The organism is Enterobacter sp. K16B, assembly GCF_020216105.1.
GTDB classification, from domain to species: Bacteria; Pseudomonadota; Gammaproteobacteria; order Enterobacterales; family Enterobacteriaceae; genus Enterobacter; species Enterobacter sichuanensis.
Map to the genome: position 1 here is coordinate 101,785 of NZ_JAIWJZ010000011.1, position 25,268 is coordinate 127,052.

A 25,268-nucleotide genomic window follows, 5' to 3' on the forward strand; every position below is an offset into this window, starting at 1 on the left:
GGCTATTTGACCGTGCTGTCGAACAGTTTGACACCGGCAGCACGGGTCACTTTCATCAGGGTTGTCAGCGTTGGGTTGCCATTGGCAGACAAGGTTCGGTATAGCTGCTGACGGGACAAGCCTGCTTTGGCAGCAATTTCACCTATGCCACCGCGGGCTTCGATAACGCGTCTTAACGCGATTAAATATGCAGGGATTCCCTGATCTTCATAAATCTCATCTAACGCCACCTGCAGGTATAGCTGAGCGTAGGAAGGGTTTTCACGAAGCATTTTTACAACGGCTTCATCATGGCTGACGGAACTAGAAAATTCTTGTTGGCTTTTGCTCATCGGATTTATCCTTTTGATGATCATTCCAGTAATCTATTGCCAGCTTAACATCCGTCTTTTGACTCTTTTTGTCACCGCCGATCAGCAACAACAGGATCTTCCGATGTTGAAGCGCAAAATAGATTCGATAGCCGGGACCACAATCAATTTTCAATTCCCAAATACCCTCTCTGAGGTATCGGTAATCGCCGAAATTCCCTTTCTCAGCACGGTCAATTCGCAGAAGGATCCGAAACGCTAACTCCGGATCCTTTCGCTTCATCTTCGCTACCCACTCCTCAAACGGCACTTTTCCGTCGCGGGTCCGGTAACGTTCAACAACGTAGTCCCTGTCCATTATTCTATCCCTGAAAAAACTTTTTGTCTTTTATAAAAGACAAAATTCCTACGCGATCATCAACTCCAGCTTTTCCCGCAACTCCCCTTCAAGCGGCAGCGCTTTCTGCGTTTTCAGATCGATACAGACGAAGGTAATTAGCGCATCAGCCACCACCTGCCCTTCAGGATCCAGCGTGACAACCTGACTGAGGACACCACTCTTCCCGTTTAGCTGTTGAACCTGGCTGGTCACGGTGAGCACATCACCCAGTACGGCCGGACGGCGGTAGTTGATGTTGATGTTGACGACCACGAACGCGATGTTATGCGCGGTCAGCCACTGAAAGCTTTCGCTGTTTTCCAGCCCGTCCCAGCGCGCTTCTTCAAGAAACTCAAGATAGCGTGCATTGTTCACATGCTGGTAAACGTCGAGGTGAAAACCGCGTACTTTGATTTTTGTCTGCATAGCGCAATAGCCTTTCGTTGTTATAGGATCAGAGGTCATCACTGGTATGACCTCTTTATCCTGGCAAATTATCGCCGCAGCGCAAGTAATTGTGAGATTACAGCGTCAGGTGTGAGAGGTTGCGTTCAACCAGCGCGCTTCCCATCCCCGGAACCTGTTTGAGATCGTCGACGGTTTTAAAAGGTCCGTACTCTTCGCGATAGCTGACGATAGCCTGCGCTTTTTTCAGGCCGACACCATTCATCGCGCGGGCCAGATCTTCCGCCGATGCTGAATTGATACTCACCCGCGTACCGTCATCGTCCCCATTTTTACCGGCATCCGTCGCTTTGGTTTGCCCCTGCACTGGCGCAGCGGCGTCGGTCTTACTCTGTACCGTCTGTGGTTTAGCAGCAGGCGTCGCCGCCTGCGCACCAGCGCTCATCCCGGTGGTGGCAATAGCCAATGTAATTAACAGTGCTTTGATTCCACGTTTCATGCTGTATCTCCTTGTTTGTTGACAGCCCCGTCACGATAGCCATCGATGAAAACAGGCACAAACGGCAGATTGCAGAAATGGAAAAGGCCGCGAAAGCGGCCTTTAGTTTTTGCAGAGCGTTACGAAAATCTGCGAGCAGATACGTAATTATTGCTGCTGAGTCATCACATCACCCAGCTTGATTTTGGCATCTTTACGCAGGTTGCTCATCATCGCTTCGAAAGCGATCTGGGCATTGTTCTGGGTAATGCCCTGAACCATCGCTTTCTTCTGCGCTTCTGGCAGAGTGCCGGCTTTCACTTCATCGAGCGCCAGCAGAACGACGTTACCCTGCATATCAGTCGTGGAGCCGAAGCTCGGTTTATCCTTCGCAGGCAGGCTCAGGCCAAATGCAGCCTGGCTGACAGGATCCTGACCCGTACGGCTCAGCGTTTTCGCCTCACCGAAGCTCAGGCCAGCCGCTTTCAACGCGTCCTCTTTGCCCGCTTTCAGATCAACCAGAATCTTTTCAGCATCCAGTTTCGCCTGCTGTTCCGCTTTATTGTGCTTAACCTGGGCGACAACCTGATCCTTCACTTCCGCCAGCGGTTTGACCGCTTCTGGCTTGTGCTCGCTAACGCGCAGAACGAACGCACGATCGCCATCAACGGTAATGATGTCAGAGTTACTGCCTGGCGTGCCGTTCTCGCCGACGAGCCCACCGTTAAAGATGGCATCTGAAACCGGTTTGAAGTTCAGCTCTTCCGGCAGGTTATCACGGCCAAACCAGCCCGTTTCAACCGCTTTCACGCCAGCCGCCTGCTCTGCACCCGCCAGAGATTCGTTGTCGTTGCTGGCCGCATCGCTCACTTTCTGCTGCAGTGCGTAGTAGGCATCCAGCGCTTTTTCCTGCTTCACTTTCGCCGCGATGTCATCACGAACTTCAGCCAGTGGTTTGGTTTTCGCAGGGATGATGTCGTCCAGACGAACCACCAGGAAACCAACGGAAGATTTAACAACACCAGACAACTGGCCTTTGTCTTTCAGACCGGCATTTTTCAGTTCATCAGGGGTCGTTGCCTCTTCCAGCCAGCCCATATCCCCACCGTTTTTCGCAGAGATAATATCGGTGGATTTCGCTTTCGCAATGGTCGCGAAATCTGCGCCTTTATTCAGTTCATCCAGTACCGCTTTGGCATCAGCCTCGGTTTTGGTCTGAATCACGCTGTAGCGGTTGCGCTGCGGCTGAGTGAACTGATCCTGATGCTGATCGTAGTAAGACTGGATCTCCGCGTCAGACGCGCTTTCCTGCAATGCAGCCGCATCCAGCTTGATGTAGCTCACGCGGAACTGCTCCGGAGAAACAAAGGAATTCTTGTTCTGCTCGTACCAGGCGTTAACGTCAGCGTCGCTTACCTGCTGTTTCGCCGCCAGGGCGTTCACGTCAATGGTCGCTTCACGCACAACGCGTTGCTGCGCTACCAACGCGGCCAGTTCGTCCGTTTCACCTTTGAGCATGAAATCAGTACCCACAACAGCATTGATGAGCTGCTGGGTAGTCAGTTGGTTACGCAGCGCCTGCGCGTATTGATCGGCGGTCATGCCCATCTGGTTGACGATGCTGTTGTAACGCGCGTTATCGAATTTGCCGTTAGACTGGAAGGCTTGCGTGGAGAAAATGGCTTTTTTCACCTGCTCGTCGCTGATGCCGAGGCCCAGTTTTTTGGCATACTGGTCCAGCAGCGCTTCGTCGATAAGACGGTTCAGCGTCTGTTGGCGCAGGGTCTTCATATACCCTTCGTTCGCCGCCAGCTCAGAGAATTGGTCGCCCAGCTGTTGCTGCATACGGTTACGTTCACCGGCAAAAGCATTCTCGAACTGACCACGACTGATCTCCTGGCCATTCACTTTTGCGGCATAGTTCGCGCCACCGCCAATAAGGTAACTGCTCACGCCGGTCAATATGAACGACACGATAATGATACCGAAAATAATCTTGAGCACGAGACTGTTAGCAGCCGTGCGTAAGCTGTCCATCATGGTGTAACAACACTCCGCTGTAGGTGACTGATTACCTGACGCTGACGGTAAATCCTGCCCGTCGCGCGTGAAGGCCTATTGTGACAAGAAAACGGGGCGATTGTCAGCCCACAACTCGCATAAACTCGTACAAATCAGGTCTGGACAAACAAAAAAGGCACATCAAACGATGCGCCCTTGTACTATCCGGCTTCCCTGAAACGGGAAAGCAATCAGTTTACTGCGTCTTTCAGCGCTTTACCTGCACGGAAACCCGGCACTTTAGCAGCAGCGATGGTGATCTCTTTACCGGTCTGAGGGTTGCGGCCAGTACGGGCAGCACGCTCTTTAACAGCAAAAGTACCGAAGCCTACCAGTGCAACGTCGTCCCCAGCCTGCAGAGATTCAGTAACAGAAGCAATTAATGCATCTAACGCACGTCCAGCTGCAGCTTTAGAAATATCAGCACCAGCAGCAATTTTGTCAATCAGTTGAGATTTATTCACTGTTCTCTTCCTCTCTTTATAATTTATATCGCGTCTGAATCCTTCACAACGCGACCGCGCAGCAGTTATATCAGGCCTGCCATGACCTTACAACACCCGTTGTTGATGGCTGACCTAATCAGCAATCTAAATTAGCTATACAAAAAAAGGCTGGCAAGTGCGAAATCACTTACCAGCCTTGTTTTTATTGACGCTCTTTGCGCGAGGTCACTATTTTGCGGTTACAACCTGCATTCCGGAAGGTTCATTCTGCAATGCGAGACTAAGAACTTCCTCAATTCGCTTAACAGGATGGATCTGCAGATCGGCAATCACGTTGTCCGGAATCTCTTCCAGATCGCGTTTGTTTTCGTACGGGATCAATACGGTTTTGATCCCACCGCGATGTGCCGCCAGCAGTTTTTCTTTTAACCCACCGATTGGCAGAACCTGACCACGCAGGGTGATTTCACCGGTCATCGCCACATCGGCGCGCACCGGGTTGCCGGTCAGACAGGATACCAGCGCGGTACACATGGCAATACCCGCGCTTGGGCCATCTTTCGGCGTTGCCCCTTCAGGAACGTGAACGTGGATGTCGCGTTTTTCATAGAAATCCGGGTTGATGCCCAGTTTTTCCGCGCGCGCGCGCACCACGGTCAGCGCCGCCTGAATGGACTCCTGCATCACTTCACCCAGAGAACCGGTGTAGGTCAGTTTGCCTTTGCCCGGGACACAAGCGGTTTCAATGGTCAGCAGATCGCCGCCCACTTCCGTCCATGCCAGACCAGTCACCTGGCCCACACGGTTTTCGTTGTCCGCGCGACCGTAGTCGAAACGCTGAACGCCGAGATAGGCATGCAGATTATCGCCGTTAATCACAATGTGTTTCAGGCTCTTATCGAGCAGCAGCTGTTTCACCGCTTTACGACACAGTTTAGAGATTTCACGTTCAAGGCTACGCACACCCGCTTCACGGGTGTAGTAACGGATAATGCCAATAATCGCGCTGTCCTCTACGGTCAGCTCGTTGGCTTTCAGCGCGTTACGCTCTATCTGTTTCGGCAGCAGGTGCTGCTTAGCAATGTTCAGCTTCTCATCTTCGGTATAACCGGAGAGACGAATCACTTCCATACGGTCCAGCAGCGGGGCCGGAATATTCATGGAGTTCGACGTCGCGACAAACATGACGTCGCTCAGGTCGTAGTCCACTTCCAGGTAGTGATCGCTGAACGCCACGTTCTGTTCTGGATCAAGCACTTCCAGCAGAGCCGAGGCTGGATCGCCACGCATGTCCGAGGACATTTTGTCGATCTCATCGAGCAGGAACAGCGGGTTTTTAACGCCCACTTTCGCCATTTTCTGGATCAGTTTACCCGGCATAGAACCGATGTAGGTACGGCGGTGACCGCGGATTTCCGCTTCATCGCGTACGCCACCCAGCGCCATACGGATATACTTACGGCCGGTCGCTTTAGCGATGGACTGGCCCAGAGAGGTTTTACCCACCCCCGGCGGTCCTACCAGGCACAGAATAGGGCCTTTAATTTTGTTCACACGGCTCTGTACCGCAAGGTATTCAAGAATACGGTCTTTCACACGTTCCAGGCCGTAGTGGTCGGTATCCAGGATTTCCTGTGCCTGACGCAGGTCTTTTTTGACCTTGCTGCGGGCGTTCCAAGGAACCTGTACCATCCACTCAATGTAGCCGCGCACCACGGTCGCTTCCGCCGACATCGGAGACATCATTTTCAGCTTCTGCAGTTCTGCTTCCGCTTTCTCTTTCGCCTCTTTCGGCATCTTCGCCGCATCGATCTTGCGCTTCAGCGCTTCGTTTTCGTCCGGCGCGTCGTCCATCTCGCCGAGCTCTTTCTGAATGGCTTTCATTTGCTCATTCAGATAGTACTCACGTTGAGATTTCTCCATCTGCTTTTTCACGCGGTTGCGAATACGCTTCTCAACCTGCAGCAGATCGATTTCAGACTCCATCATCGCCATCAGATATTCCAGACGTTCGTTAACGTCGGACATTTCCAGCACGGACTGCTTGTCAGCCAGCTTCAGCGGCATATGGGCTGCGATGGTGTCCGCCAGACGCGCAGGATCGTCAATGCTGTTCAGCGACGTCAGCACTTCTGGTGGGATTTTCTTGTTCAGCTTGATGTAGCCTTCAAACTGGCTAATCGCGGTACGCACCAGCACTTCCTGCTCGCGCTCATCCAGTTCAGGCGAATCAAGGTACTCTGCCTTCGCGGAGAAGTGTTCGCCATCGTCTGACAGAGTGGTAATACGCGCACGCTGCAGACCTTCTACCAGCACCTTCACGGTGCCGTCAGGCAGCTTCAGCATCTGCAAAATAGAGGCCACGGTCCCGACGGTGAAAAGATCGTTTACACCCGGCTCATCCGTTGATGCTTCTTTCTGCGCCACCAGCATGATTTTTTTATCATGATCCATAGCGGCTTCGAGGCAACGGATAGATTTTTCCCGCCCTACAAATAAGGGTATGACCATGTGCGGATAAACCACCACATCGCGCAACGGCAATACGGGGATTTCAATGCGTTCAGAACGCTCAGGATTCATAGAGCTCTCTCTTAGTTAGTGTCCGCCAGGTAAGCTGGTCATGTCACTGTGCTTCACATAACCATTAACATGTATCCAGTATATGGGGATGTTTCCCACACATTCAACGCTATGAATAAGGAAAAAGTAAAGGGGAGATAAAATCCCCCCTTTTTGATTAACTGCTTGTATGATTTGGTGAATTATTCGCCAGACGCCTGCTGTGCTTCCGGTTTACCGTAAATCAGCAGTGGCTTGGTTTGACCGCTAATCACGGACTCGTCAATCACCACTTTTTCCACGTCTTCCATTGAAGGCAGATCGTACATGGTGTCGAGCAGAGCCGCTTCAACGATAGAACGCAGGCCACGCGCGCCGGTTTTACGGCTCATTGCTTTTTTGGCAATCGCATCCAGCGCTTCGTCACGGAATTCCAGGTCAACGCCTTCCAGATTGAACAGCGCCTGATACTGCTTGGTCAGCGCATTTTTCGGCTCTTTCAGGATCTGGATCAGCGCCTCTTCACTCAGTTCATTCAGGGTTGCCACCACCGGCAGACGACCGATGAACTCAGGGATCAGACCGAACTTGATCAGATCTTCTGGTTCAACCTGTGCCAGGAGTTCGCCTTCGTTCGGTTTTTCGGACGTTGATTTCACCGTTGCGCCAAAACCAATGCCGGAGCCGGTTTCAACACGGTGGGAGATGACTTTATCCAGACCGGCAAACGCACCGCCACAGATGAACAGGATCTTGGAGGTATCAACCTGCAGGAACTCCTGCTGAGGGTGTTTACGTCCCCCCTGCGGCGGAACGGCAGCAACCGTCCCTTCAATCAGCTTCAGCAGTGCCTGCTGTACGCCTTCACCTGATACATCACGGGTGATGGAAGGGTTGTCTGATTTACGGGAGATCTTGTCGATCTCATCGATGTAAACGATCCCGCGCTGGGCTTTCTGTACGTCGTAATCGCACTTCTGCAGCAGTTTCTGGATGATGTTTTCAACGTCCTCACCCACATAACCGGCTTCGGTCAGGGTGGTGGCATCCGCCATGGTGAACGGTACATCCAGCAGACGCGCCAGGGTTTCAGCCAGCAGCGTTTTACCGGACCCGGTTGGGCCGATCAGCAGAATGTTACTTTTACCCAGTTCTACGCCATTGCTGGTATCGCCGTTGCGCAGACGTTTGTAGTGGTTGTATACCGCTACCGCCAGTACTTTCTTGGCCTGCTCCTGACCGATTACATAGTCGTCAAGGTGATGACGAATTTCATGCGGCGTTGGCAGCGCGCTGCGTTCGCGGTGTGGCGCGACTTCTTTAATCTCTTCGCGAATGATGTCGTTACATAAATCGACACATTCGTCGCAGATATACACGGACGGCCCGGCAATCAGTTTACGCACTTCATGCTGGCTTTTGCCGCAAAAAGAGCAGTACAGCAGTTTGCCCGAACCATCTTTGCGTTTATCTGTCATGAGTCCAAACCTCTTTTTAAGTTCTTTGTGCCGCACATGACGACGCAAATGCCATTCTAAGACGCAAGCTGCTCTCAGGCAGAGTGCCGCCCTACCTTAGTATAGCGGCACACTCGCGTCGCGGGCATCAATTACGATGGGTCAACACGGAGTCGACTAAGCCGTACTCAACTGCTTCTGAAGCAGAGAGGAAGCGATCGCGCTCGGTATCGCGCTCGATCTGCTCGAGGGGTTGACCCGTATGCTGCGCCATAAGTTCATTCATGCGCGCTTTTACTTTCAGGATTTCGCGGGCGTGGATTTCAATATCCGTCGCCTGCCCCTGGTAACCGCCCAGCGGCTGGTGAATCATCACGCGGGAATTCGGCAAGCAGAAACGCTTACCCTTAGCCCCTGCTGTTAACAGGAACGCGCCCATAGATGCAGCCTGACCCATACAGATAGTGCTTACATCAGGCTTGATGAATTGCATGGTGTCATAAATGGACATACCTGCTGTAATCACGCCACCCGGGGAGTTAATGTACAGGTAAATGTCTTTTTCCGGGTTTTCCGCTTCCAGAAACAGCATCTGCGCCACGATCAGGTTAGCCATGTGGTCTTCCACCTGGCCTGTCAGAAAGATAACGCGTTCCTTGAGCAGACGGGAATAGATATCAAAAGAACGCTCACCACGTGAGGTCTGTTCAATAACCATTGGCACCAGAGCCATATGGGGTGCAAAGTTATCTCGTTCGCCACTGTATGACATTTCCGTCTCCTGGATCAAAATTGAAAACACCTGCTGTACTGATTGTAACCTTACGGACGGATTATCAGCCAGTCTCATTCATCATGATTACGTACTTATGGGGTTCACAGTGCCCTATTTCAAGCATAACAACCTTTTGTTGTTACGCTAACACCGAAAGGGCGTTTTAGCACTCTTCCTGGGCTAAGCTGCGATAAAAAAAACCCGCTGCCGCAAGGCAACGGGTTTTCTGTTCAAACTTTAAACCGTTAGGGCGAAATTACGCCTGCTGGTTCATCAGTTCGTTGAAAGAGGTCGCTTTTTCGGTCACTTTCGCTTTCGCCAGTACCGCTTCAACAGCCTGCTCTTCCAGGGCAACGTTGCGCATGTTGTCCATCAGCTCTTTGTTCTTACCGTAGAACTCGATCACTTCTGATGGATCTTCGTATGCAGAAGCCATCTCTTCGATCAGGCCTTTCACACGCTCTTCGTCAGCTTTCAGCTCGTGGGTACGAATCACTTCGCCCAGCAGCAGGCCAACAACAACGCGGCGTTTTGCCTGCTCTTCGAACAGTTCGCGTGGCAGTTCCATCGCTTGCTGCTGGTTGCCACCGAAACGCTGTGCAGCCTGACGGCGCAGCACGTCGATTTCGCTGTCGATCAGGGCAGCTGGCACGTCGATTTCGTTCGCTTTCACCAGACCTTCGATCGCCTGAGATTTAACACGGTTACGCACCGCGCCATTCAGCTCGCGCTCCATGTTTTTACGCACTTCGGTACGCAGGCCCGCGACAGAACCATCTTCCACGCCGAAACGCTTGATGAATTCTTCAGTCAGTTCTGGCAGTTCGCGCTCTTCAACTTTCTTCAGGTTGATAACGAACTTAGCCGCTTTACCTTTCAGGTTTTCAGCGTGGTACTCTTCCGGGAAGGTCACATCGATGGTGAACTCTTCGCCCGCTTTGTGGCCTTTGATACCGTCTTCGAAGCCTGGGATCATACGACCCTGGCCCATCGCCAGTACGAAGTCAGACGCTTTGCCGCCTTCGAACTCTTCGCCGTCTACAGAACCGGTGAAGTCGATGGTCACACGGTCTTCCGCGGCAACAGCGCCTTCTTTCTCTTTCCAGTTCGCCTGCTGCTTACGCAGGGTGTCCAGCATGCCGTCAACGTCTTCGTCAGTCACGGATACAATCGGTTTTTCAACTTCGATAGATTCCAGACCTTTCAGCTCGACTTCCGGATACACTTCGAACTCTACAGAGTAGGTGAAGTCTTCGCCCAGTTTGTATTCGCCTGGAACGTAGTTCGGCGCGCCGGCCGGATTGATTTTTTCTTTGATGATCGCATCAATAAAGTTACGGCTCATCAGCTCACCCAGCACATCCTGACGCACAGAAGCGCCATAACGCTGAGCAACAACATTCATTGGTACTTTGCCCTTACGGAAGCCGTCAATACGTACTTTTTTTGCTACGTTGACCAGCTCGCTTTTCACAGCAGTTTCGATGCTGTCAGCAGCGATAGTAATCGTTACACGGCGGCCAAGGCCTTGAGTGGTTTCAACTGAAACTTGCATCTTGTTACCTCAAAAAAATCACAGTGCTCGGTCAACTCTGAATCTGTCTGTTATACCGGGATGCTCTCTTAGTGCAGATTCACATTCCCTGTCGCCAGAATCATCCCGAAGACATTCATTAAGACGCGGCATTATAGCGGCATCACTTAGGTGAGTCGAGAACGGTTGGGGCATGTTGCTGCGGCTTTTTTCACACTTTAAGGCTATTTTTAGCCTTAAAAACGCACCATCCGCTCAAAACTCAGACAAAACAAAACGGCCCGGAGGCCGTTTTGAGGAAATCTGTAAGCAACATACTGGAAAAACTCCAGCGGTTGCAAATCCGATTTATCAGGCGATGGTGCCTGCTCCCCGGCAAGGCGGGGAGGCAAAAACCGTATCCTGCAAGCCTTCCCACTCCTTAATGGTGTAGGTATGCAACGCCAGGGCATGTACGGTTGTGGAGAGTTCTTCCGTCAAGGTGCTGTAGATCAAGCGGTGTCGGTTCAGGAAACGTTCTCCCGTGAAGCGATCGCTAACCAGAACCACTTTGAAGTGGCTTTCAGAACCTGCCGGTACGTTATGACGATAGCTCTCGTCGACGACTTCGAGGAACACAGGGTTGAACGCTGCCCTTAATTTATCTTCTATCTGCTCACGTATCATCATGAAATTACTCCTCCGACAACGCCAGGATGTCACCCATCCCTTTAAATATTAGCCGCTTTTACCGTTTCCATTACACCTTGACAACAAATATTTAGCTTTCGTCTTATTTTCTCATCCAAACGAATGAAGTTTACTGTGTGGCTCATACGTTTTGTCATTCCTCGATGGAGAAAAAGGGTGAGCTGGTCAGTTTTCAGACAAGGCGATGAATTTACATGCGTTGACCACTTCCCCTGGCCGTTGGCGATGTTATGATGGCGGCAATTTTTTCTCTCTCTATGCTTACGATTCGTGAGAACCTTAAAATGTTAAAAAAACTCTTCTTCCCGTTGGTAGCCCTTTTTATGCTGGCAGGCTGCGCAACCCCGCCAACCACCATTGATGTTTCACCTAAAATCACCCTGCCCCAGCAGGACCCAAGCCTGATGGGCGTCACCGTGAGCATTAACGGTGCCGATCAGCGTCAGGATCAGGCTCTGGCGAAGGTGACCCGCGACAACCAGCTGGTGACATTGACCGCGTCCCGCGACCTGCGTTTCCTGCTGCAGGAAGTGCTGGAAAAACAGATGACCTCTCGCGGTTATATGGTTGGCCCAAGCGGCGCGGTGGATCTGCAGATCATCGTGAACAACCTGTACGCTGACGTCTCCCAGGGTAACGTGCGCTACAACATCGCCACTAAAGCGGATATCGCCATCATCGCGACCGCGAAGAATGGCAACAAGATGACCAAAAATTACCGTGCGAGCTACTCTGTAGAAGGCGCGTTCCAGGCGTCTAATAAAAATATTGCTGATGCGGTTAACAGCGTGCTGACGGACACTATCTCCGACATGGCGCAGGACACCAGCATTCACGACTTCATCAAACAGAACGCGCGTTAATCCTGCTGGCTGACCCGGTGTGTTACCGGGTCAGTTGCTAAGAACATGTCCAGTCAATACTTACGTATTTTCCAGCAACCGAAATCAGCCATTCTGCTGATCCTCGGCTTTGCCTCGGGTTTACCCCTCGCGCTCACTTCCGGCACGCTTCAGGCATGGATGACGGTCGAGAATATCGATCTTAAAACCATCGGTTTCTTCTCGCTGGTGGGCCAGGCCTATGTCTTTAAGTTCCTGTGGTCTCCGGTCATGGATCGCTACACGCCGCCCTTCCTGGGGCGTCGTCGTGGCTGGCTGGTGATGACCCAGGTCCTGCTGCTGCTGGCCATTGCGGGGATGGGTTTTCTTGAACCCACCTCGCAGTTACGCTGGATGGCCGCGCTCGCGGTGGTGATTGCCTTCTGCTCCGCTTCCCAGGATATCGTGTTCGACGCCTGGAAGACGGACGTCTTACCGGCGGAAGAGCGCGGTGCTGGTGCGGCCATCAGCGTGCTGGGCTATCGCCTCGGGATGCTGGTCTCCGGCGGGCTGGCTCTCTGGCTGGCCGACCGTTACCTCGGCTGGCAGGGCATGTACTGGCTGATGGCTGCCCTGCTTATCCCCTGCATTATCGCGACGCTGTTTGCGCCCGAACCAAGCGATGTTATCCCGGTTCCCCGTACGCTGGAGCAGGCCGTCGCCGAACCACTGCGTGATTTCTTTGGCCGTAACAACGCCTGGCTGATCCTGCTGCTTATCGTCCTTTATAAGCTTGGCGATGCCTTTGCGATGAGCCTGACTACCACCTTCCTTATCCGGGGCGTCGGTTTTGATGCCGGCGAGGTGGGTGTGGTGAATAAAACGCTGGGGTTGTTCGCGACCATCGTCGGCGCGCTCTACGGTGGTGTATTAATGCAGCGCCTGACGCTGTTCCGCGCGTTGTTGATTTTCGGCATTCTGCAAGGGGCGTCTAACGCAGGTTACTGGCTGCTGTCGATCACCGACAAACATATGGTCAGCATGGCTACAGCTGTGTTCTTTGAAAACCTCTGTGGCGGGATGGGGACCGCGGCATTTGTCGCCCTGCTGATGACGCTCTGCAACAAGTCGTTTTCTGCCACGCAGTTCGCACTGCTCTCGGCACTCTCTGCCGTTGGCCGCGTCTACGTGGGGCCGATTGCCGGCTGGTTTGTGGAAGCCCACGGCTGGCCGACGTTTTATCTCTTCTCTGTGGTTGCGGCGGTGCCGGGGATTTTATTACTGCTGGTCTGCCGTCAGACGCTGGAATATACCCAGCGAACAGAACACTTTATGCCGCGCACCGAATATCATCGCGCCTACCGTTTTGCGTTACGTCTGTTAATGACGGGCTGTGTCGCCCTGGCTCTCTGGCTGGTCGTGCTCATTATTAATGCCAGCACGTCGCTGGTGCTCCCTCTGGAAGCCCTTCTGCTGGACGCTGGCGCCCTGCTGGCCGTCGTCGGGATCCTGACGGGAGGCGTGCTCGATTTCATGGCGCTGCGTAAAACGCGCATGACCTGAAGAAAAATGCGAAAGGTTATTTCCCGTTGTAATCACTAAGCGAAATTATAACGGTGAAATAGCCAGCAACCGCTAAAAAAATATTTGTTGTTTTGTGCGGGATAGGATTTGGAAATTATTGGCTCCGGTTCCAAAACACTATTTTTCATTAAACGATTCAGCATTAGAAAGTTTGATTTTTCGTTTTTTAGATGTCTTTTTATTGATAATTAATTGTTAATTTTTTGTTTATTTTTAACAATGGTTATACCAATTGCCCCTTTTAGGGTATGCTTGGGGGTCCTTTCGTTATAAAGCCCATGCCATGCGGCTTCGGTCATAAAAACCGACATAATTTGCAACACTTGTGACACGTGCGGCAGAACCCGGTAACACCTTCCTGACACAGGCCTAATGATGTTTACAGTAATGTAACCTTCCCGTAAAATGCCCGCACACTTTAAACGCCACCAGACTCCCGTGGAATTGAGGTCGTTAAATGAGACTCAGGAAATACAATAAAAGTTTGGGATGGTTGTCATTATTCGCAGGCACTGTATTACTCAGTGGCTGTGATTCTGCACTACTAGACCCCAAAGGACAGATTGGACTGGAACAACGTTCACTGATATTGACGGCTTTTGGCCTGATGTTGATTGTGGTTATTCCAGCCATTTTGATGGCTGTTGGTTTCGCCTGGAAGTATCGTGCGAGCAATAAAGATGCGAAGTATAGCCCGAACTGGTCACACTCCAATAAAGTGGAAGCTGTGGTCTGGACGGTACCTATCCTTATCATCCTGTTCCTTGCCGTGCTGACCTGGAAAACCACTCACGCACTTGAGCCAAGCAAACCGCTGGTTCACGATGAAAAACCTATTACCATCGAAGTGGTCTCCATGGACTGGAAATGGTTCTTCATCTATCCAGAGCAGGGCATTGCTACCGTGAATGAAATCGCCTTCCCGGCGAACACTCCGGTTCAGTTCAAAGTGACCTCCAACTCCGTAATGAACTCCTTCTTCATCCCACGTCTGGGTAGCCAGATTTACGCGATGGCCGGTATGCAGACTAACCTGCACCTGATCGCGAATGAAGCAGGCACCTATGATGGTATCTCCGCCAGCTATAGCGGCCCGGGCTTCTCAGGTATGAAGTTCAAAGCTATCGCAACGCCGGACCGTGCCGCTTTCGACCAGTGGGTTGCAAAAGCGAAGCAGTCTCCAAACACCATGTCTGACATGGCGGCGTTCGAAAAAGTGGCTGCACCTAGCGAATACAACAAGGTGGAGTACTTCTCTAACGTGAAACCTGATTTGTTCAAAGACGTTATTGGCAAATTTATGGATCACGGCAAGAGCATGGACATGACCCAGCCTGAAGGCGAGCACAGCGCGCACGAAGGTATGGAAGGCATGGACATGAGCCACGCGGAAACCGCTCACTAAGGGGCCGAGGAAGAAAATGTTCGGAAAATTGACACTGGATGCAGTGCCCTACCATGAACCGATTATCATGGTTACGGTGGCTGCGATTATCATCGGTGGTGCGGCCTTACTGGCCTTAATCACTTACTTCGGTAAGTGGAGCTACCTGTGGAACGAGTGGCTGACTTCGGTTGACCACAAAAAACTCGGTATCATGTACTGCATCGTCGGTATCGTCATGTTAATTCGTGGCTTTGCGGATGCGATCATGATGCGTAGCCAGCAGGCACTCGCGTCTGCGGGTGAAGCCGGCTTCCTGCCGCCGCACCACTACGATCAGATCTTTACCGCCCACGGCGTTATCATGATCTTCTTCGTGGCGATGCCGCTGGTTATCGGTCTGATGAACGTGGTCGTTCCGCTGCAAATCGGCGCGCGCGACGTTGCGTTCCCGTTCCTGAACAACCTGAGCTTCTGGTTCACGGTTGTCGGCGTAATCCTGGTTAACCTGTCACTTGGTGTGGGCGAATTCGCGCAGACCGGCTGGCTGGCTTACCCGCCGCTGTCAGGAATCGAGTACAGTCCGGGCGTAGGTGTCGACTACTGGATTTGGGCGCTTCAGCTCTCTGGTGTTGGTACAACCCTGACCGGTATCAACTTCTTCGTGACCATTATCAAGATGCGTGCCCCGGGCATGACCATGTTCAAGATGCCGGTATTTACCTGGGCATCGCTGTGCGCCAACATCCTGATTATCGCGTCCTTCCCAATTCTGACCGTCACCATCGCGCTGCTGACCCTGGACCGCTACCTGGGCACCCATTTCTTCACGAATGATATGGGTGGCAACATGATGATGTACATCAACCTGATTTGGGCCTGGGGTCACCCGGAAGTGTACATCCTGGTTCTGCCTGTCTTCGGTGTGTTCTCCGAAATCGCAGCAACCTTCTCGCGTAAACGTCTGTTTGGTTACACCTCGCTGGTGTGGGCAACCGTCTGTATTACCGTTCTGTCGTTCATCGTTTGGCTGCACCACTTCTTCACCATGGGTGCGGGCGCGAACGTAAACGCCTTCTTCGGTATTACCACCATGATTATCGCCATCCCGACCGGGGTGAAGATCTTCAACTGGCTGTTCACCATGTATCAGGGCCGTATCGTGTTCCACTCAGCCATGCTGTGGACCATCGGCTTCATCGTGACCTTCTCCGTAGGTGGGATGACCGGCGTACTGCTGGCGGTACCAGGTGCTGACTTCGTTCTGCACAACAGTCTGTTCCTGATTGCGCACTTCCATAACGTTATCATCGGTGGCGTGGTCTTCGGCTGCTTCGCTGGCGTAACCTACTGGTGGCCAAAAGCGTTCGGCTTCACGCTGAACGAGAAATGGGGTAAACGCGCGTTCTGGTTCTGGATCATCGGTTTCTTCGTGGCATTTATGCCGCTGTACGTGCTGGGCTTCATGGGTATGACCCGTCGTCTGAGCCAGCAGATTGATCCGCAGTTCCACCCAATGCTGATGGTTGCAGCGGGCGGTGCGGTGCTGATTGCCTGTGGTATCGCGTCTCAGCTGATTCAGTTCTACGTGTCTATTCGCGACCGCGACCAGAACCGTGACCTGACCGGTGACCCATGGGGTGGCCGTACGCTGGAGTGGGCAACCTCTTCTCCACCGCCTTTCTATAACTTTGCCGTTGTGCCGCAGGTTCATGAACGCGACGCATTCTGGGAAATGAAAGAAAAAGGTGAAGCGTACAAGCAACCTGCTCATTACGAAGAGATCCACATGCCGAAAAACAGCGGTGCGGGCATTGTGATTGCCGCTTTCGCAACGGTATTTGGTTTCGCAATGATCTGGCACATCTGGTGGATGGCGATTGTTGGCTTCGCTGGCATCGTAATCAGCTGGATTGTGAAGAGCTTTGACGAGGACGTGGACTACTACGTACCAGTCCGTGAAGTTGAAAAGCTGGAAAATCAGCATTTCGACGAGATTTCTAAAGCGGGGCTGAAAAATGGCAACTGATACTCTGGCGCACTCGACTGCCCACGCGCATGAACATGCGCACCACGATACAGGACCGACCAAAGTCTTCGGTTTCTGGATCTACCTGATGAGCGACTGCATTCTGTTCTGCTGTCTGTTCGCGACCTATGCCGTTCTGGTGAACGGCACTGCGGGCGGCCCGACCGGTAAGGACATCTTTGAACTGCCGTTCGTTCTGGTTGAAACCGCACTGCTGTTATTCAGCTCCATCACCTACGGCATGGCGGCTATCGCCATGTACAAAAACAACAAGAGCCAGGTTGTCTCCTGGCTGGCGTTGACCTGGTTGTTTGGTGCTGGATTTATCGGGATGGAAATCTATGAATTCCATCACCTGATCCTGGAAGGCTTCGGTCCGGATCGCAGTGGCTTCCTGTCAGCGTTCTTCGCGCTGGTCGGTACCCACGGTCTGCACGTGACCTCCGGTCTGATCTGGATGGCAGTACTGATGTTCCAGATCTCCCGTCGTGGCCTGACCAGTACTAACCGTACCCGTATCCTGTGCCTGAGCCTGTTCTGGCACTTCCTGGACGTGGTGTGGATCTGTGTGTTCTCTGTAGTGTATCTGATGGGGGCGATGTAATGAGTCATTCAAACGATCATGGCGCTTCCCACGGTAGCGTAAAAACCTACATGACAGGTTTTATCCTGTCGATCATCCTGACGGTGATCCCGTTCTGGATGGTGATGAGCGGTTCTGCCTCCAAGCCGGTTATTCTGGGTGCAATCCTGGTGACCGCGGTGGTTCAGATTCTGGTGCATCTGGTTTGCTTCCTGCACATGAACACCAAGTCCGATGAAGGCTGGAACATGACGGCCTTCATCTTTACCGTGATTATCATCGCTATCCTGGTAGTCGGTTCCATCTGGATTATGTGGAACCTCAACTACAACATGATGGTTCACTAAGAGCGGCGAGTATGTTTAAGCAATACCTGCAAGTAACGAAACCAGGCATCATCTTTGGCAACCTGATCTCCGTGATCGGAGGGTTCCTGCTGGCCTCTAAAGGCAGCATTGATTACACCCTCTTTATTTACACGCTGGTCGGTGTGTCACTGGTTGTTGCGTCCGGTTGTGTATTTAACAACTACATCGACATGGATATCGACAAGAAGATGGAAAGGACCAAAAATCGGGTGCTGGTGAAAGGCCTGATCGCCCCTTCCGTCTCGCTGGTGTACGCCACCTTGCTGGGTATTGCTGGCTTTATGCTGCTGTGGTTTGGTGCTAACCCGCTGGCCTGCTGGCTAGGGGTGATGGGGTTCGTGGTGTATGTGGGCATTTACAGCCTGTATATGAAGCGTCACTCCGTGTACGGCACGCTGATTGGTTCTCTCTCCGGCGCTGCGCCGCCGGTGATTGGCTACTGCGCGGTCACGAACGAGTTCGACAGCGGTGCGGCTATCCTGCTGGCTATCTTTAGCCTGTGGCAGATGCCGCACTCCTATGCCATCGCGATTTTCCGCTTTAAGGATTATCAGGCAGCGAACATCCCGGTTCTGCCGGTCGTGAAAGGCATCTCTGTAGCCAAGAACCACATTACGCTCTACATCATCGCCTTTGCTGTCGCAACGCTGATGCTCTCTCTGGGTGGCTACGCTGGATACAAATATCTGGCGGTAGCGGCTGCAGTGAGCGTCTGGTGGCTCGGTATGGCGCTGCGCGGTTACAAAGTGGAAGATGACAAAGTCTGGGCTCGCAAACTGTTTGTGTTCTCGATTGTCGCCATCACCTCGCTTTCCGTGATGATGTCCGTAGATTTTATGGTGCCGGATTCACACAACCTGCTGACTTACGTCTGGTAAGCCACAACAGGTGAATAAAGGGGTGCTTCGGCACCCTTTTTTATTCACTGAACCTATTAATAACGCATGTAATATTTGTTAAATAACCCTTTATTTACCCCGCCCCTTCCCCGCACTACACTATGGCCTGCTTTTGAACTGAGGTGGTAATGAACGATTATAAAATGACGCCAGGCGAGCTTCGCGCGACCTGGGGCTTAGGGACTGTCTTCTCGCTACGGATGCTTGGCATGTTTATGGTCCTGCCTGTTCTGACCACGTACGGTATGGCCCTGCAGGGTGCCAGCGAGGCGCTGATTGGCCTGGCGATTGGCATTTACGGCCTGGCACAGGCGGTATTCCAGATCCCGTTTGGCCTGCTCTCTGACCGGGTGGGCCGCAAGCCGCTGATCGTCGGCGGACTGCTGGTCTTTGTTCTCGGCAGCATCATTGCCGCCCTCTCCCACTCCATCTGGGGAATTATTCTTGGCCGCGCCCTGCAGGGTTCCGGCGCAATTGCCGCCGCGGTGATGGCGCTGCTGTCAGACTTAACCCGCGAGCAGAACCGTACCAAAGCGATGGCGTTTATCGGCGTGAGCTTTGGTGTTACGTTTGCGATTGCAATGGTGCTGGGCCCCATTATTACCCATGCGCTTGGTCTGCACGCCCTGTTCTGGATGATTGCCGTGCTGGCGACGGTCGGGATTGCCTTAACCCTGTGGGTGGTGCCGGACAGCAAAAACCACGTCCTGAACCGGGAATCAGGGATGGTAAAAGGCTGCTTCAGCAAGGTGATTGTTGAACCCCGCCTGCTCAAGCTCAATTTTGGCATTATGTGTTTGCACATCCTGCTGATGTCCACCTTTGTCGCACTGCCCGGCCAGCTTGCCGCTGCAGGTTTCCCGGCGGCTGAGCACTGGAAAATTTATCTGGTCACGATGCTGATTTCGTTTGTCTCCGTCGTGCCGTTTATCATCTACGCCGAAGTGAAGCGCAAAATGAAGCGCGTCTTCGTGGGCTGTGTGGCGGTCCTGCTGATTGCCGAGATCGTGCTCTGGGGCGCCGGCCCGCACTTCTGGGAGCTGATCGCCGGCGTGCAGCTCTTCTTCCTCGCCTTTAATCTGATGGAAGCGTTGCTCCCGTCGCTGATCAGCAAAGAGTCTCCCGCCGGCTACAAAGGTACGGCGATGGGCATTTACTCCACCAGCCAGTTTCTCGGCGTGGCGATCGGCGGCTCGCTTGGTGGCTGGGTTGACGGGCTGTTTGATTCACAAACCGTATTTCTCGCCGGTGCGCTACTGGCGACGGTCTGGCTGCTGGTCGCCAGCACCATGAAAGAGCCGCGCTACGTGAGCAGCCTGCGGGTAGAAATTCCGGATGACGTTGCGATTAACGATGCGCTGAAGCAGCGTCTCGAAGCCAAAGAGGGGGTGACAGAGGTGCTTATTGTCGCGGAAGAACGCAGCGCTTACGTCAAAATAGACAGTAAAGTGACCAACCGCTTTGAGGTCGAGCAGGCGCTCAGCGCCTGAAAAAAAGCCCGGTTAAACCGGGCTCTCTTTATTAATCGCGGAAGTTTTTAAACTGGAACGGTTGTCCCAGATCGCCGCCACGCACCAGCGCCATCACGGACTGCAGGTCATCGCGTGACTTTCCGGTCACACGAATTTCTTCGCCCTGGATCTGCGCCTGCACCTTCAGCTTGCTGTCTTTGATGAGCTTAACGATCTTCTTCTGCACCGCGCTCTCAATGCCCTGCTTCAGTTTGGCTTCCACAAACCAGGTTTTACCGCTGTGGACAAAGTCTTCCGGCACATCCAGAGACGTCCCTTCAATGCCGCGTTTTAACAGCTTAGCGCGCAGAATGTCGAGCAGCTGGTTCACCTGGAAATCAGACTCGCTCAGCACCTTAATGGTCTTATTTGCATCGTTCAGCTCAAACGACGCCTCTACGCCACGAAAATCGAAACGTGACTCAACTTCGCGGGTTGCGTTCTCAACGCCGTTGCGAACTTCCTGGATATCAACTTCGGAAACAATATCGAAAGATGGCATCTTTTCTTCTCCCTTCACTTTTGTTGCGTTGCATAATACCCGCTACGAGACATAACTCAACAGAAGCTTAGCTGTATAATTAAGCTGTAACACCTGGCGCAGTTGCAGGTGAGGAGGAACAATGAAAATTACAGTGCTCGGATGCGGAGCCCTTGGTCAGCTATGGCTGACTGCGTTGTGCAAGCATGGACATGAGGTTCAGGGCTGGCTGCGCGTGCCCCAGCCCTATTGCAGTGTAAACCTGATTGGTGAAGACGGAAGCATCTTTAACGAATCCCTCACTGCGAACGATCCGGATTTCCTGGCGCAAAGCGACCTTTTACTGGTGACGCTCAAAGCGTGGCAGGTCTCGGACGCGGTCAAAACCCTGGCCGCGCAGCTCCCCCCCACGTCCCCCATCCTGCTGCTGCATAACGGCATGGGGACCCTGGATGAACTGAAAAGCGTCCCGCAGCCCCTGCTGATGGCGACAACCACTCACGCTGCACGCCGCGACGGTAACATTATTGTCCATGTCGCCAGCGGCGTGACGCACATCGGGCCTGCCAGACCGCAGGATGGGGACTACAGTTATCTGGCTGATGTCCTGCAGAAGGTATTACCTGACGTGGCCTGGCATAACCACATTCGTCCTCAACTCTGGCGCAAGCTGGCCGTCAACTGCGTGATTAACCCGCTGACGGCGCTGTGGAACTGCCCAAACGGGGAGCTGAAAAATCATCCAGATGAGGTTGCGCTGCTGTGTGCGGAAGTCGCGGCGGTCGTTGAGCGGGAAGGCTTGCATACCTCGGCAGACGATTTACGCTGTTATGTCGAACAGGTCATTGAGAGTACCGCAGAAAACATCTCCTCGATGCTGCAGGATGTTCGGGCATTACGCCACACAGAGATCGACTACATCACGGGATATCTGCTTAAACGCGCTCGCGCGCACGGCATCGCGGTGCCGGAAAACGCCCGTCTGTATGACCTGGTTAAACGTAAGGAGAGTGAATATGAGCGCGTCAGCACTGATCTGTCTCGCCCCTGGTAGCGAAGAGATGGAAGCGGTCACTACCATTGATTTGATGGTGCGCGGCGGCATTAAGGTCACCACCGCCAGCGTCGCCAGCGACGGTAATCTGGCTATCACCTGCTCGCGCGGGGTGAAGATCCTCGCGGATGCCCCGCTTGTGCAGGTGGCTGACGGGGATTATGACATTATCGTGCTGCCCGGTGGCCTGAAGGGTGCGGAGTGTTTTCGTGACAGCCCGTTGCTGGTCGAGACCGTGCGTCAGTTCCATCTTTCGGGCCGCATCGTGGCCGCCATTTGTGCTGCGGCCGGAACGGTGCTGGTACCCCATGACATCTTCCCCATCGGCAACATGACCGGCTTCCCGGGGCTTAAGGATACGATCCCGGAAGAGCATTGGGTGGATAAACGCGTAGTCTGGGATCCGCGCGTCAACCTGCTGACCAGCCAGGGGCCAGGCACCGCGATTGATTTTGGCTTAAAGATTATCGACCTGCTGGTCGGGCGCGAAAAAGCGTACGAAGTGGCGTCATCGCTGGTGATGCCGGCGGGAATTTATAATTACTATGAAGAGTAGTGCATAAAAAAGCCGGGTGGCGGCTACGCCTTACCCGGCCTACAAATGCACGGTATCGTAGGCCCGGTAAGCGAAGCGCTACCTGGCGAGAAACTACGGACGATACACCTTCACATTGGCAAAGCCCTGCTCGCGCAGATACAGCGCCTGCAGACGGCTCATCACCCCGCGCTCACACCACAGCAGGTACGTTTTGCTCTGGTCGAGGTCGCCAAACTTCGTGCTCAGCTTGTAGAACGGCAGCGAAACCACTTCCACACCGTCTACCTGCAGCGGCTTGTCATCCTGCTCATCAATAGAGCGGATATCCAGAATCGCATCGTTCGCACCGAAACCGCTCACGGTTTCCACTTCAACCACGTCCTGTTCGGTCTGCTGGGCAATTTCGCGGATATCAATGTTGGACGCTTCCGCCACCACTTTATCCAAAATGCTGAAATCGAAGTTCTCTTCTTCCGCTTCGATCTTTGCCTTCACCGCTTTAACGGTCGGGCTTTTTGAGATCACACCGCAGTATTCCGGCATGGTGCGGGCAAAATCTTCGGTACCAATTTCACGCGCCAGGTCGATGATGTGCTCTTTGTCGTGGGAAATCAGCGGGCGCAGGATCAGGGTATCAGACACATTGTCGATAAGGCGCAGGTTGGTCAGCGTCTGGCTGGAGACCTGGCCCAGCGCTTCCCCGGTGACCAGCGCCTGCACGCCGTAGCGCTCCGCCACTTTGGAGGCCGCACGCACCATCATACGCTTCAGGATGACGCCCATCTGGCCATCGTCCACTTTCTCAAGAATTTCGCCGACCACAGGTTCGAAGTTGATCGCCACAAAACGCACGCGGTGGGAGCTGCCGAAGCGGTTCCACAGATAATGCGCGACCTGACGAACGCCAATTTCGTGCGCCGCACCGCCCAGGTTGAAGAAGCAGTAGTGCACGCGGCAGCCGCGGCGCATCAGCATATAGCTGGAGACGCCGGAGTCGAAGCCGCCGGAGATCAGGGACAGGACATCTTCCTGAGTCCCGATCGGGAAACCGCCAATACCTTCATAGCGCCCTTTCACCAACAGCAGGCGATCGTTTTCGATCTCCAGATTCACGGTCACGTCCGGGTTGGTCAGACGCACGCGCGCAGACTCAACGTGCTGGTTCAGACCGCCGCCGACGTAACGTTCCACTTCAATGGAGCTGAATTCGTGTTTACCGCGACGCTTCACGCGCACGCAGAAGGTTTTGCCTTCAATCTGGTCGCGATACTGAACCAGCGCTTTCTCGAAGATATCGTGCATATCGCTGAACGGGACATCTTCCACTTCCAGAATATGGTGGATCCCCGGGATACGGGTCAGGGCGTCACGAATGTCCTGACGTTTGTTTTCGTCTTTCGCACGGACTTCAACGTGGTCCCAGTGGCGCACCACGGCGAGGGTTTCGTCGTAGTGCTTTAATACGTTACGAATGTTCCCGGTGAGAATTTTAATAAAGCGCAAACGCACAGATTGGCTTTTGATGGTGATTTCAGGGAACAATTTAATGATAAACTTCATGGCGGCAATGTTTCTTAGGCAAGCGTATTAAGGCTTGTAATGGAAAAGAGTACAGCAGCCCACACCCGTGGCTGCATCCAGGCGCGCAAGTATACCACCATCGCGCCGCTCCTGTGCACATTGCGCGTTATTTGATAATTGCCCTGAGTCCGTTACCATGTCGGGGCTGAGAATATAAGAGTCAATTCACTATGCCGAAGAAGAACGACGCACCGGCCAGTTTCGAAACTGCGCTGAGTGAACTGGAGCAGATTGTTACCCGCCTTGAGAGCGGCGATCTCCCGCTGGAAGAGGCGCTCAACGAATTCGAGCGCGGCGTGCAGCTGGCGCGCCAGGGGCAGGTCAAGCTGCAGCAGGCTGAACAGCGCGTACAGATCCTGCTGTCCGACAGCGAAGACGCGAAAACCACGCCTTTTACACCGGACGCCGAGTAAATGGATTTTGCCAACAAGCTTCAGGCGCGTGTCGTGCGCGCCAACGACGCCCTGCGCCGTTTCATTGCGCCCCAGCCTTTTCAGAACACTCCACTGGTTGAAGCCATGCACTATGGCGCACTCTTGGGGGGAAAGCGCCTGCGCCCGTTTCTGGTGTACGCCACAGGCAATATGTTTGGTATCAGCGATAACACGCTGGACGCCCCGGCAGCCGCCGTGGAGTGCATCCATGCTTATTCGCTGATCCACGATGATTTACCGGCCATGGATGATGACGATCTGCGTCGGGGTCAACCTACCTGCCACATCAAATTTGGCGAGGCGAATGCCATTCTGGCGGGTGATGCCCTGCAAACGCTGGCATTCTCGATCCTGAGCGATGCACCGATGGCGGAAGTGGCTGACCGCGACCGCCTGGCGATGATCTCCGAACTGGCAATGGCCAGCGGCGTGGCCGGCATGTGCGGCGGACAGGCCCTCGATCTGGACGCGGAGGGACGTCAGGTTAATCTGGAACAGCTGGAGCGTATTCATCGCCATAAAACCGGGGCATTGATTCGTTCAGCCGTACGCCTGGGCGCGCTGAGCGCGGGTGAGCGAGGGCGCAAAGCCCTGCCGATTCTGGACAGATACGCCGAAAGTATCGGTCTGGCATTCCAGGTTCAGGATGACATTCTGGATGTGGTGGGCGATACTGCAACATTGGGAAAACGTCAGGGTGCGGATCAGCAGCTTGGCAAAAGTACCTACCCCGCCCTGCTGGGTCTTGAGCAAGCCCAGCGTAAAGCCCGGGATCTGATTGACGATGCCCGCCAGTCGCTGAATCTGCTGGCCGCGCAATCACTGGATACTTCGGCACTGGAAGCGCTAGCGGACTATATAATCCAGCGTGATAAATAAACACACTATCTCGATGAGCCTTTG

At 53.4% G+C, this 25,268-nt stretch carries 25 protein-coding genes; 12 read left to right on the forward strand and 13 right to left on the reverse strand.

The genetic code is table 11. From position 1 onward, the window contains the following. Window positions 1–2: 2 nt before the first annotated feature. The 11 genes from LDK53_RS03015 to bolA all read right to left on the reverse strand — a co-directional run bounded on the left by LDK53_RS03015 (window position 3) and on the right by bolA (window position 11,077). Window positions 3–332, reverse strand: coding sequence for an addiction module antidote protein (locus LDK53_RS03015; protein WP_225284228.1), 330 nt, complete (start codon window positions 330–332; stop codon window positions 3–5). Beyond that, window positions 304–669 carry a type II toxin-antitoxin system RelE/ParE family toxin gene (locus LDK53_RS03020; protein ID WP_094918592.1) on the reverse strand — a complete coding sequence of 122 codons (366 nt, stop codon included), beginning with the start codon at window positions 667–669 and terminating at the stop codon, window positions 304–306. Before LDK53_RS03020 ends, LDK53_RS03015 begins: the two co-directional genes overlap by 29 nt. Window positions 670–717: 48 nt before the next feature. Further along, entirely contained in the window at window positions 718–1,116 is a 399-nt protein-coding gene (locus LDK53_RS03025) for a YbgC/FadM family acyl-CoA thioesterase (protein ID WP_025756175.1), read from the reverse strand. A 97-nt stretch (window positions 1,117–1,213) separates the two neighbouring features. Then, complete coding sequence (locus LDK53_RS03030; protein WP_025756176.1) at window positions 1,214–1,594, reverse strand: helix-hairpin-helix domain-containing protein; 381 nt, start codon at window positions 1,592–1,594, stop codon at window positions 1,214–1,216. A 147-nt stretch (window positions 1,595–1,741) separates the two neighbouring features. Continuing rightward, on the reverse strand, window positions 1,742–3,613 hold the full coding sequence (gene ppiD / locus LDK53_RS03035; RefSeq protein WP_025756177.1) for a peptidylprolyl isomerase: 1,872 nt from the start codon (window positions 3,611–3,613) through the stop codon (window positions 1,742–1,744). 212 nt (window positions 3,614–3,825) lie between these two features. Beyond that, window positions 3,826–4,098, reverse strand: a complete 273-nt coding sequence (gene hupB, locus LDK53_RS03040; protein ID WP_002444653.1) for a nucleoid-associated protein HU-beta — start codon at window positions 4,096–4,098, stop codon at window positions 3,826–3,828. A 210-nt stretch (window positions 4,099–4,308) separates the two neighbouring features. Next, window positions 4,309–6,663: an endopeptidase La gene (gene lon / locus LDK53_RS03045; RefSeq protein WP_023334706.1), complete on the reverse strand. Its 2,355-nt coding sequence runs from the start codon at window positions 6,661–6,663 to the stop codon at window positions 4,309–4,311. Between the two features lie 182 nt (window positions 6,664–6,845). After that, window positions 6,846–8,120, reverse strand: a complete 1,275-nt coding sequence (clpX, locus tag LDK53_RS03050; protein ID WP_008503316.1) for an ATP-dependent protease ATP-binding subunit ClpX — start codon at window positions 8,118–8,120, stop codon at window positions 6,846–6,848. A 127-nt stretch (window positions 8,121–8,247) separates the two neighbouring features. Then, entirely contained in the window at window positions 8,248–8,871 is a 624-nt protein-coding gene (gene clpP / locus LDK53_RS03055) for an ATP-dependent Clp endopeptidase proteolytic subunit ClpP (RefSeq protein WP_008503317.1), read from the reverse strand. Window positions 8,872–9,130: 259 nt separating this feature from the next. After that, window positions 9,131–10,429 (reverse strand): trigger factor, encoded by a 1,299-nt coding sequence (gene tig / locus LDK53_RS03060; protein WP_225284240.1) that lies wholly within the window; start codon window positions 10,427–10,429, stop codon window positions 9,131–9,133. 330 nt (window positions 10,430–10,759) lie between these two features. Next, window positions 10,760–11,077, reverse strand: a complete 318-nt coding sequence (gene bolA / locus LDK53_RS03065; protein WP_013095855.1) for a transcriptional regulator BolA — start codon at window positions 11,075–11,077, stop codon at window positions 10,760–10,762. Window positions 11,078–11,382: 305 nt separating this feature from the next. Here bolA and LDK53_RS03070 point away from each other — a divergent pair, with 305 nt between their 5' ends. From LDK53_RS03070 to LDK53_RS03105, 8 genes are all read left to right on the forward strand, one after another. Continuing rightward, the gene (locus tag LDK53_RS03070; RefSeq protein ID WP_025756179.1) at window positions 11,383–11,961 is read left to right on the forward strand and encodes a lipoprotein; all 579 of its coding nucleotides are present in this window, start codon (window positions 11,383–11,385) and stop codon (window positions 11,959–11,961) included. Between the two features lie 45 nt (window positions 11,962–12,006). Beyond that, complete coding sequence (gene ampG, locus LDK53_RS03075) at window positions 12,007–13,482, forward strand: muropeptide MFS transporter AmpG (RefSeq protein WP_126800431.1); 1,476 nt, start codon at window positions 12,007–12,009, stop codon at window positions 13,480–13,482. A 478-nt stretch (window positions 13,483–13,960) separates the two neighbouring features. Beyond that, the gene (gene cyoA, locus LDK53_RS03080; protein ID WP_013095851.1) at window positions 13,961–14,908 is read left to right on the forward strand and encodes a cytochrome o ubiquinol oxidase subunit II; all 948 of its coding nucleotides are present in this window, start codon (window positions 13,961–13,963) and stop codon (window positions 14,906–14,908) included. A gap of 16 nt (window positions 14,909–14,924) precedes the next feature. Continuing rightward, window positions 14,925–16,916 carry a cytochrome o ubiquinol oxidase subunit I gene (cyoB, locus tag LDK53_RS03085; RefSeq protein WP_025756181.1) on the forward strand — a complete coding sequence of 664 codons (1,992 nt, stop codon included), beginning with the start codon at window positions 14,925–14,927 and terminating at the stop codon, window positions 16,914–16,916. After that, entirely contained in the window at window positions 16,906–17,520 is a 615-nt protein-coding gene (locus LDK53_RS03090; protein WP_025756182.1) for a cytochrome o ubiquinol oxidase subunit III, read from the forward strand. Before cyoB ends, LDK53_RS03090 begins: the two co-directional genes overlap by 11 nt. After that, entirely contained in the window at window positions 17,520–17,846 is a 327-nt protein-coding gene (locus tag LDK53_RS03095) for a cytochrome o ubiquinol oxidase subunit IV (RefSeq protein WP_025756183.1), read from the forward strand. The genes LDK53_RS03090 and LDK53_RS03095 overlap by 1 nt, the downstream gene beginning before the upstream one ends. Before the next feature lie 11 nt (window positions 17,847–17,857). Next, on the forward strand, window positions 17,858–18,745 hold the full coding sequence (cyoE, locus tag LDK53_RS03100) for a heme o synthase (protein ID WP_025756184.1): 888 nt from the start codon (window positions 17,858–17,860) through the stop codon (window positions 18,743–18,745). Between the two features lie 149 nt (window positions 18,746–18,894). Then, a complete protein-coding gene (locus LDK53_RS03105) occupies window positions 18,895–20,256 on the forward strand; it encodes an MFS transporter (protein ID WP_059385596.1) in 1,362 nt (453 codons plus the stop codon). Between the two features lie 31 nt (window positions 20,257–20,287). Here the strand turns inward: LDK53_RS03105 and LDK53_RS03110 are convergent, their stop codons facing one another. Next, the gene (locus tag LDK53_RS03110; protein ID WP_025756186.1) at window positions 20,288–20,779 is read right to left on the reverse strand and encodes a YajQ family cyclic di-GMP-binding protein; all 492 of its coding nucleotides are present in this window, start codon (window positions 20,777–20,779) and stop codon (window positions 20,288–20,290) included. 121 nt (window positions 20,780–20,900) lie between these two features. On the opposite strand from LDK53_RS03110, the gene panE reads away from it, so the two are divergent. Together panE and yajL are read left to right on the forward strand one after the other, a co-directional pair. Beyond that, window positions 20,901–21,812 (forward strand): 2-dehydropantoate 2-reductase, encoded by a 912-nt coding sequence (gene panE, locus LDK53_RS03115; protein WP_025756187.1) that lies wholly within the window; start codon window positions 20,901–20,903, stop codon window positions 21,810–21,812. Further along, a complete protein-coding gene (gene yajL, locus LDK53_RS03120; protein WP_069303737.1) occupies window positions 21,775–22,368 on the forward strand; it encodes a protein deglycase YajL in 594 nt (197 codons plus the stop codon). Before panE ends, yajL begins: the two co-directional genes overlap by 38 nt. Before the next feature lie 93 nt (window positions 22,369–22,461). Here the strand turns inward: yajL and thiI are convergent, their stop codons facing one another. Further along, window positions 22,462–23,910 (reverse strand): tRNA uracil 4-sulfurtransferase ThiI, encoded by a 1,449-nt coding sequence (gene thiI / locus LDK53_RS03125; RefSeq protein WP_047957877.1) that lies wholly within the window; start codon window positions 23,908–23,910, stop codon window positions 22,462–22,464. 191 nt (window positions 23,911–24,101) lie between these two features. On the opposite strand from thiI, the gene xseB reads away from it, so the two are divergent. Then, a complete protein-coding gene (xseB, locus tag LDK53_RS03130) occupies window positions 24,102–24,344 on the forward strand; it encodes an exodeoxyribonuclease VII small subunit (protein WP_008503331.1) in 243 nt (80 codons plus the stop codon). Further along, window positions 24,345–25,244 carry a (2E,6E)-farnesyl diphosphate synthase gene (gene ispA / locus LDK53_RS03135; protein ID WP_047957876.1) on the forward strand — a complete coding sequence of 300 codons (900 nt, stop codon included), beginning with the start codon at window positions 24,345–24,347 and terminating at the stop codon, window positions 25,242–25,244. It abuts the gene before it with no gap. The last annotated feature ends 24 nt before the right edge of the window (window positions 25,245–25,268 follow it).

Bases quoted from the DNA above. Each gene is read 5' to 3' on its own strand.
- LDK53_RS03015 (WP_225284228.1), bottom strand. From the start codon at position 332: ATGAGCAAAAGCCAACAAGAATTTTCTAGTTCCGTCAGCCATGATGAA.
- LDK53_RS03020 (WP_094918592.1), bottom strand. From the start codon at position 669: ATGGACAGGGACTACGTTGTTGAACGTTACCGGACCCGCGACGGAAAA.
- LDK53_RS03025 (WP_025756175.1), bottom strand. From the start codon at position 1,116: ATGCAGACAAAAATCAAAGTACGCGGTTTTCACCTCGACGTTTACCAG.
- LDK53_RS03030 (WP_025756176.1), bottom strand. From the start codon at position 1,594: ATGAAACGTGGAATCAAAGCACTGTTAATTACATTGGCTATTGCCACC.
- ppiD (WP_025756177.1), bottom strand. From the start codon at position 3,613: ATGATGGACAGCTTACGCACGGCTGCTAACAGTCTCGTGCTCAAGATT.
- lon (WP_023334706.1), bottom strand. From the start codon at position 6,663: ATGAATCCTGAGCGTTCTGAACGCATTGAAATCCCCGTATTGCCGTTG.
- clpX (WP_008503316.1), bottom strand. From the start codon at position 8,120: ATGACAGATAAACGCAAAGATGGTTCGGGCAAACTGCTGTACTGCTCT.
- clpP (WP_008503317.1), bottom strand. From the start codon at position 8,871: ATGTCATACAGTGGCGAACGAGATAACTTTGCACCCCATATGGCTCTG.
- tig (WP_225284240.1), bottom strand. From the start codon at position 10,429: ATGCAAGTTTCAGTTGAAACCACTCAAGGCCTTGGCCGCCGTGTAACG.
- bolA (WP_013095855.1), bottom strand. From the start codon at position 11,077: ATGATGATACGTGAGCAGATAGAAGATAAATTAAGGGCAGCGTTCAAC.
- LDK53_RS03070 (WP_025756179.1), top strand. From the start codon at position 11,383: ATGTTAAAAAAACTCTTCTTCCCGTTGGTAGCCCTTTTTATGCTGGCA.
- ampG (WP_126800431.1), top strand. From the start codon at position 12,007: ATGTCCAGTCAATACTTACGTATTTTCCAGCAACCGAAATCAGCCATT.
- cyoA (WP_013095851.1), top strand. From the start codon at position 13,961: ATGAGACTCAGGAAATACAATAAAAGTTTGGGATGGTTGTCATTATTC.
- cyoB (WP_025756181.1), top strand. From the start codon at position 14,925: ATGTTCGGAAAATTGACACTGGATGCAGTGCCCTACCATGAACCGATT.
- LDK53_RS03090 (WP_025756182.1), top strand. From the start codon at position 16,906: ATGGCAACTGATACTCTGGCGCACTCGACTGCCCACGCGCATGAACAT.
- LDK53_RS03095 (WP_025756183.1), top strand. From the start codon at position 17,520: ATGAGTCATTCAAACGATCATGGCGCTTCCCACGGTAGCGTAAAAACC.
- cyoE (WP_025756184.1), top strand. From the start codon at position 17,858: ATGTTTAAGCAATACCTGCAAGTAACGAAACCAGGCATCATCTTTGGC.
- LDK53_RS03105 (WP_059385596.1), top strand. From the start codon at position 18,895: ATGAACGATTATAAAATGACGCCAGGCGAGCTTCGCGCGACCTGGGGC.
- LDK53_RS03110 (WP_025756186.1), bottom strand. From the start codon at position 20,779: ATGCCATCTTTCGATATTGTTTCCGAAGTTGATATCCAGGAAGTTCGC.
- panE (WP_025756187.1), top strand. From the start codon at position 20,901: ATGAAAATTACAGTGCTCGGATGCGGAGCCCTTGGTCAGCTATGGCTG.
- yajL (WP_069303737.1), top strand. From the start codon at position 21,775: ATGAGCGCGTCAGCACTGATCTGTCTCGCCCCTGGTAGCGAAGAGATG.
- thiI (WP_047957877.1), bottom strand. From the start codon at position 23,910: ATGAAGTTTATCATTAAATTGTTCCCTGAAATCACCATCAAAAGCCAA.
- xseB (WP_008503331.1), top strand. From the start codon at position 24,102: ATGCCGAAGAAGAACGACGCACCGGCCAGTTTCGAAACTGCGCTGAGT.
- ispA (WP_047957876.1), top strand. From the start codon at position 24,345: ATGGATTTTGCCAACAAGCTTCAGGCGCGTGTCGTGCGCGCCAACGAC.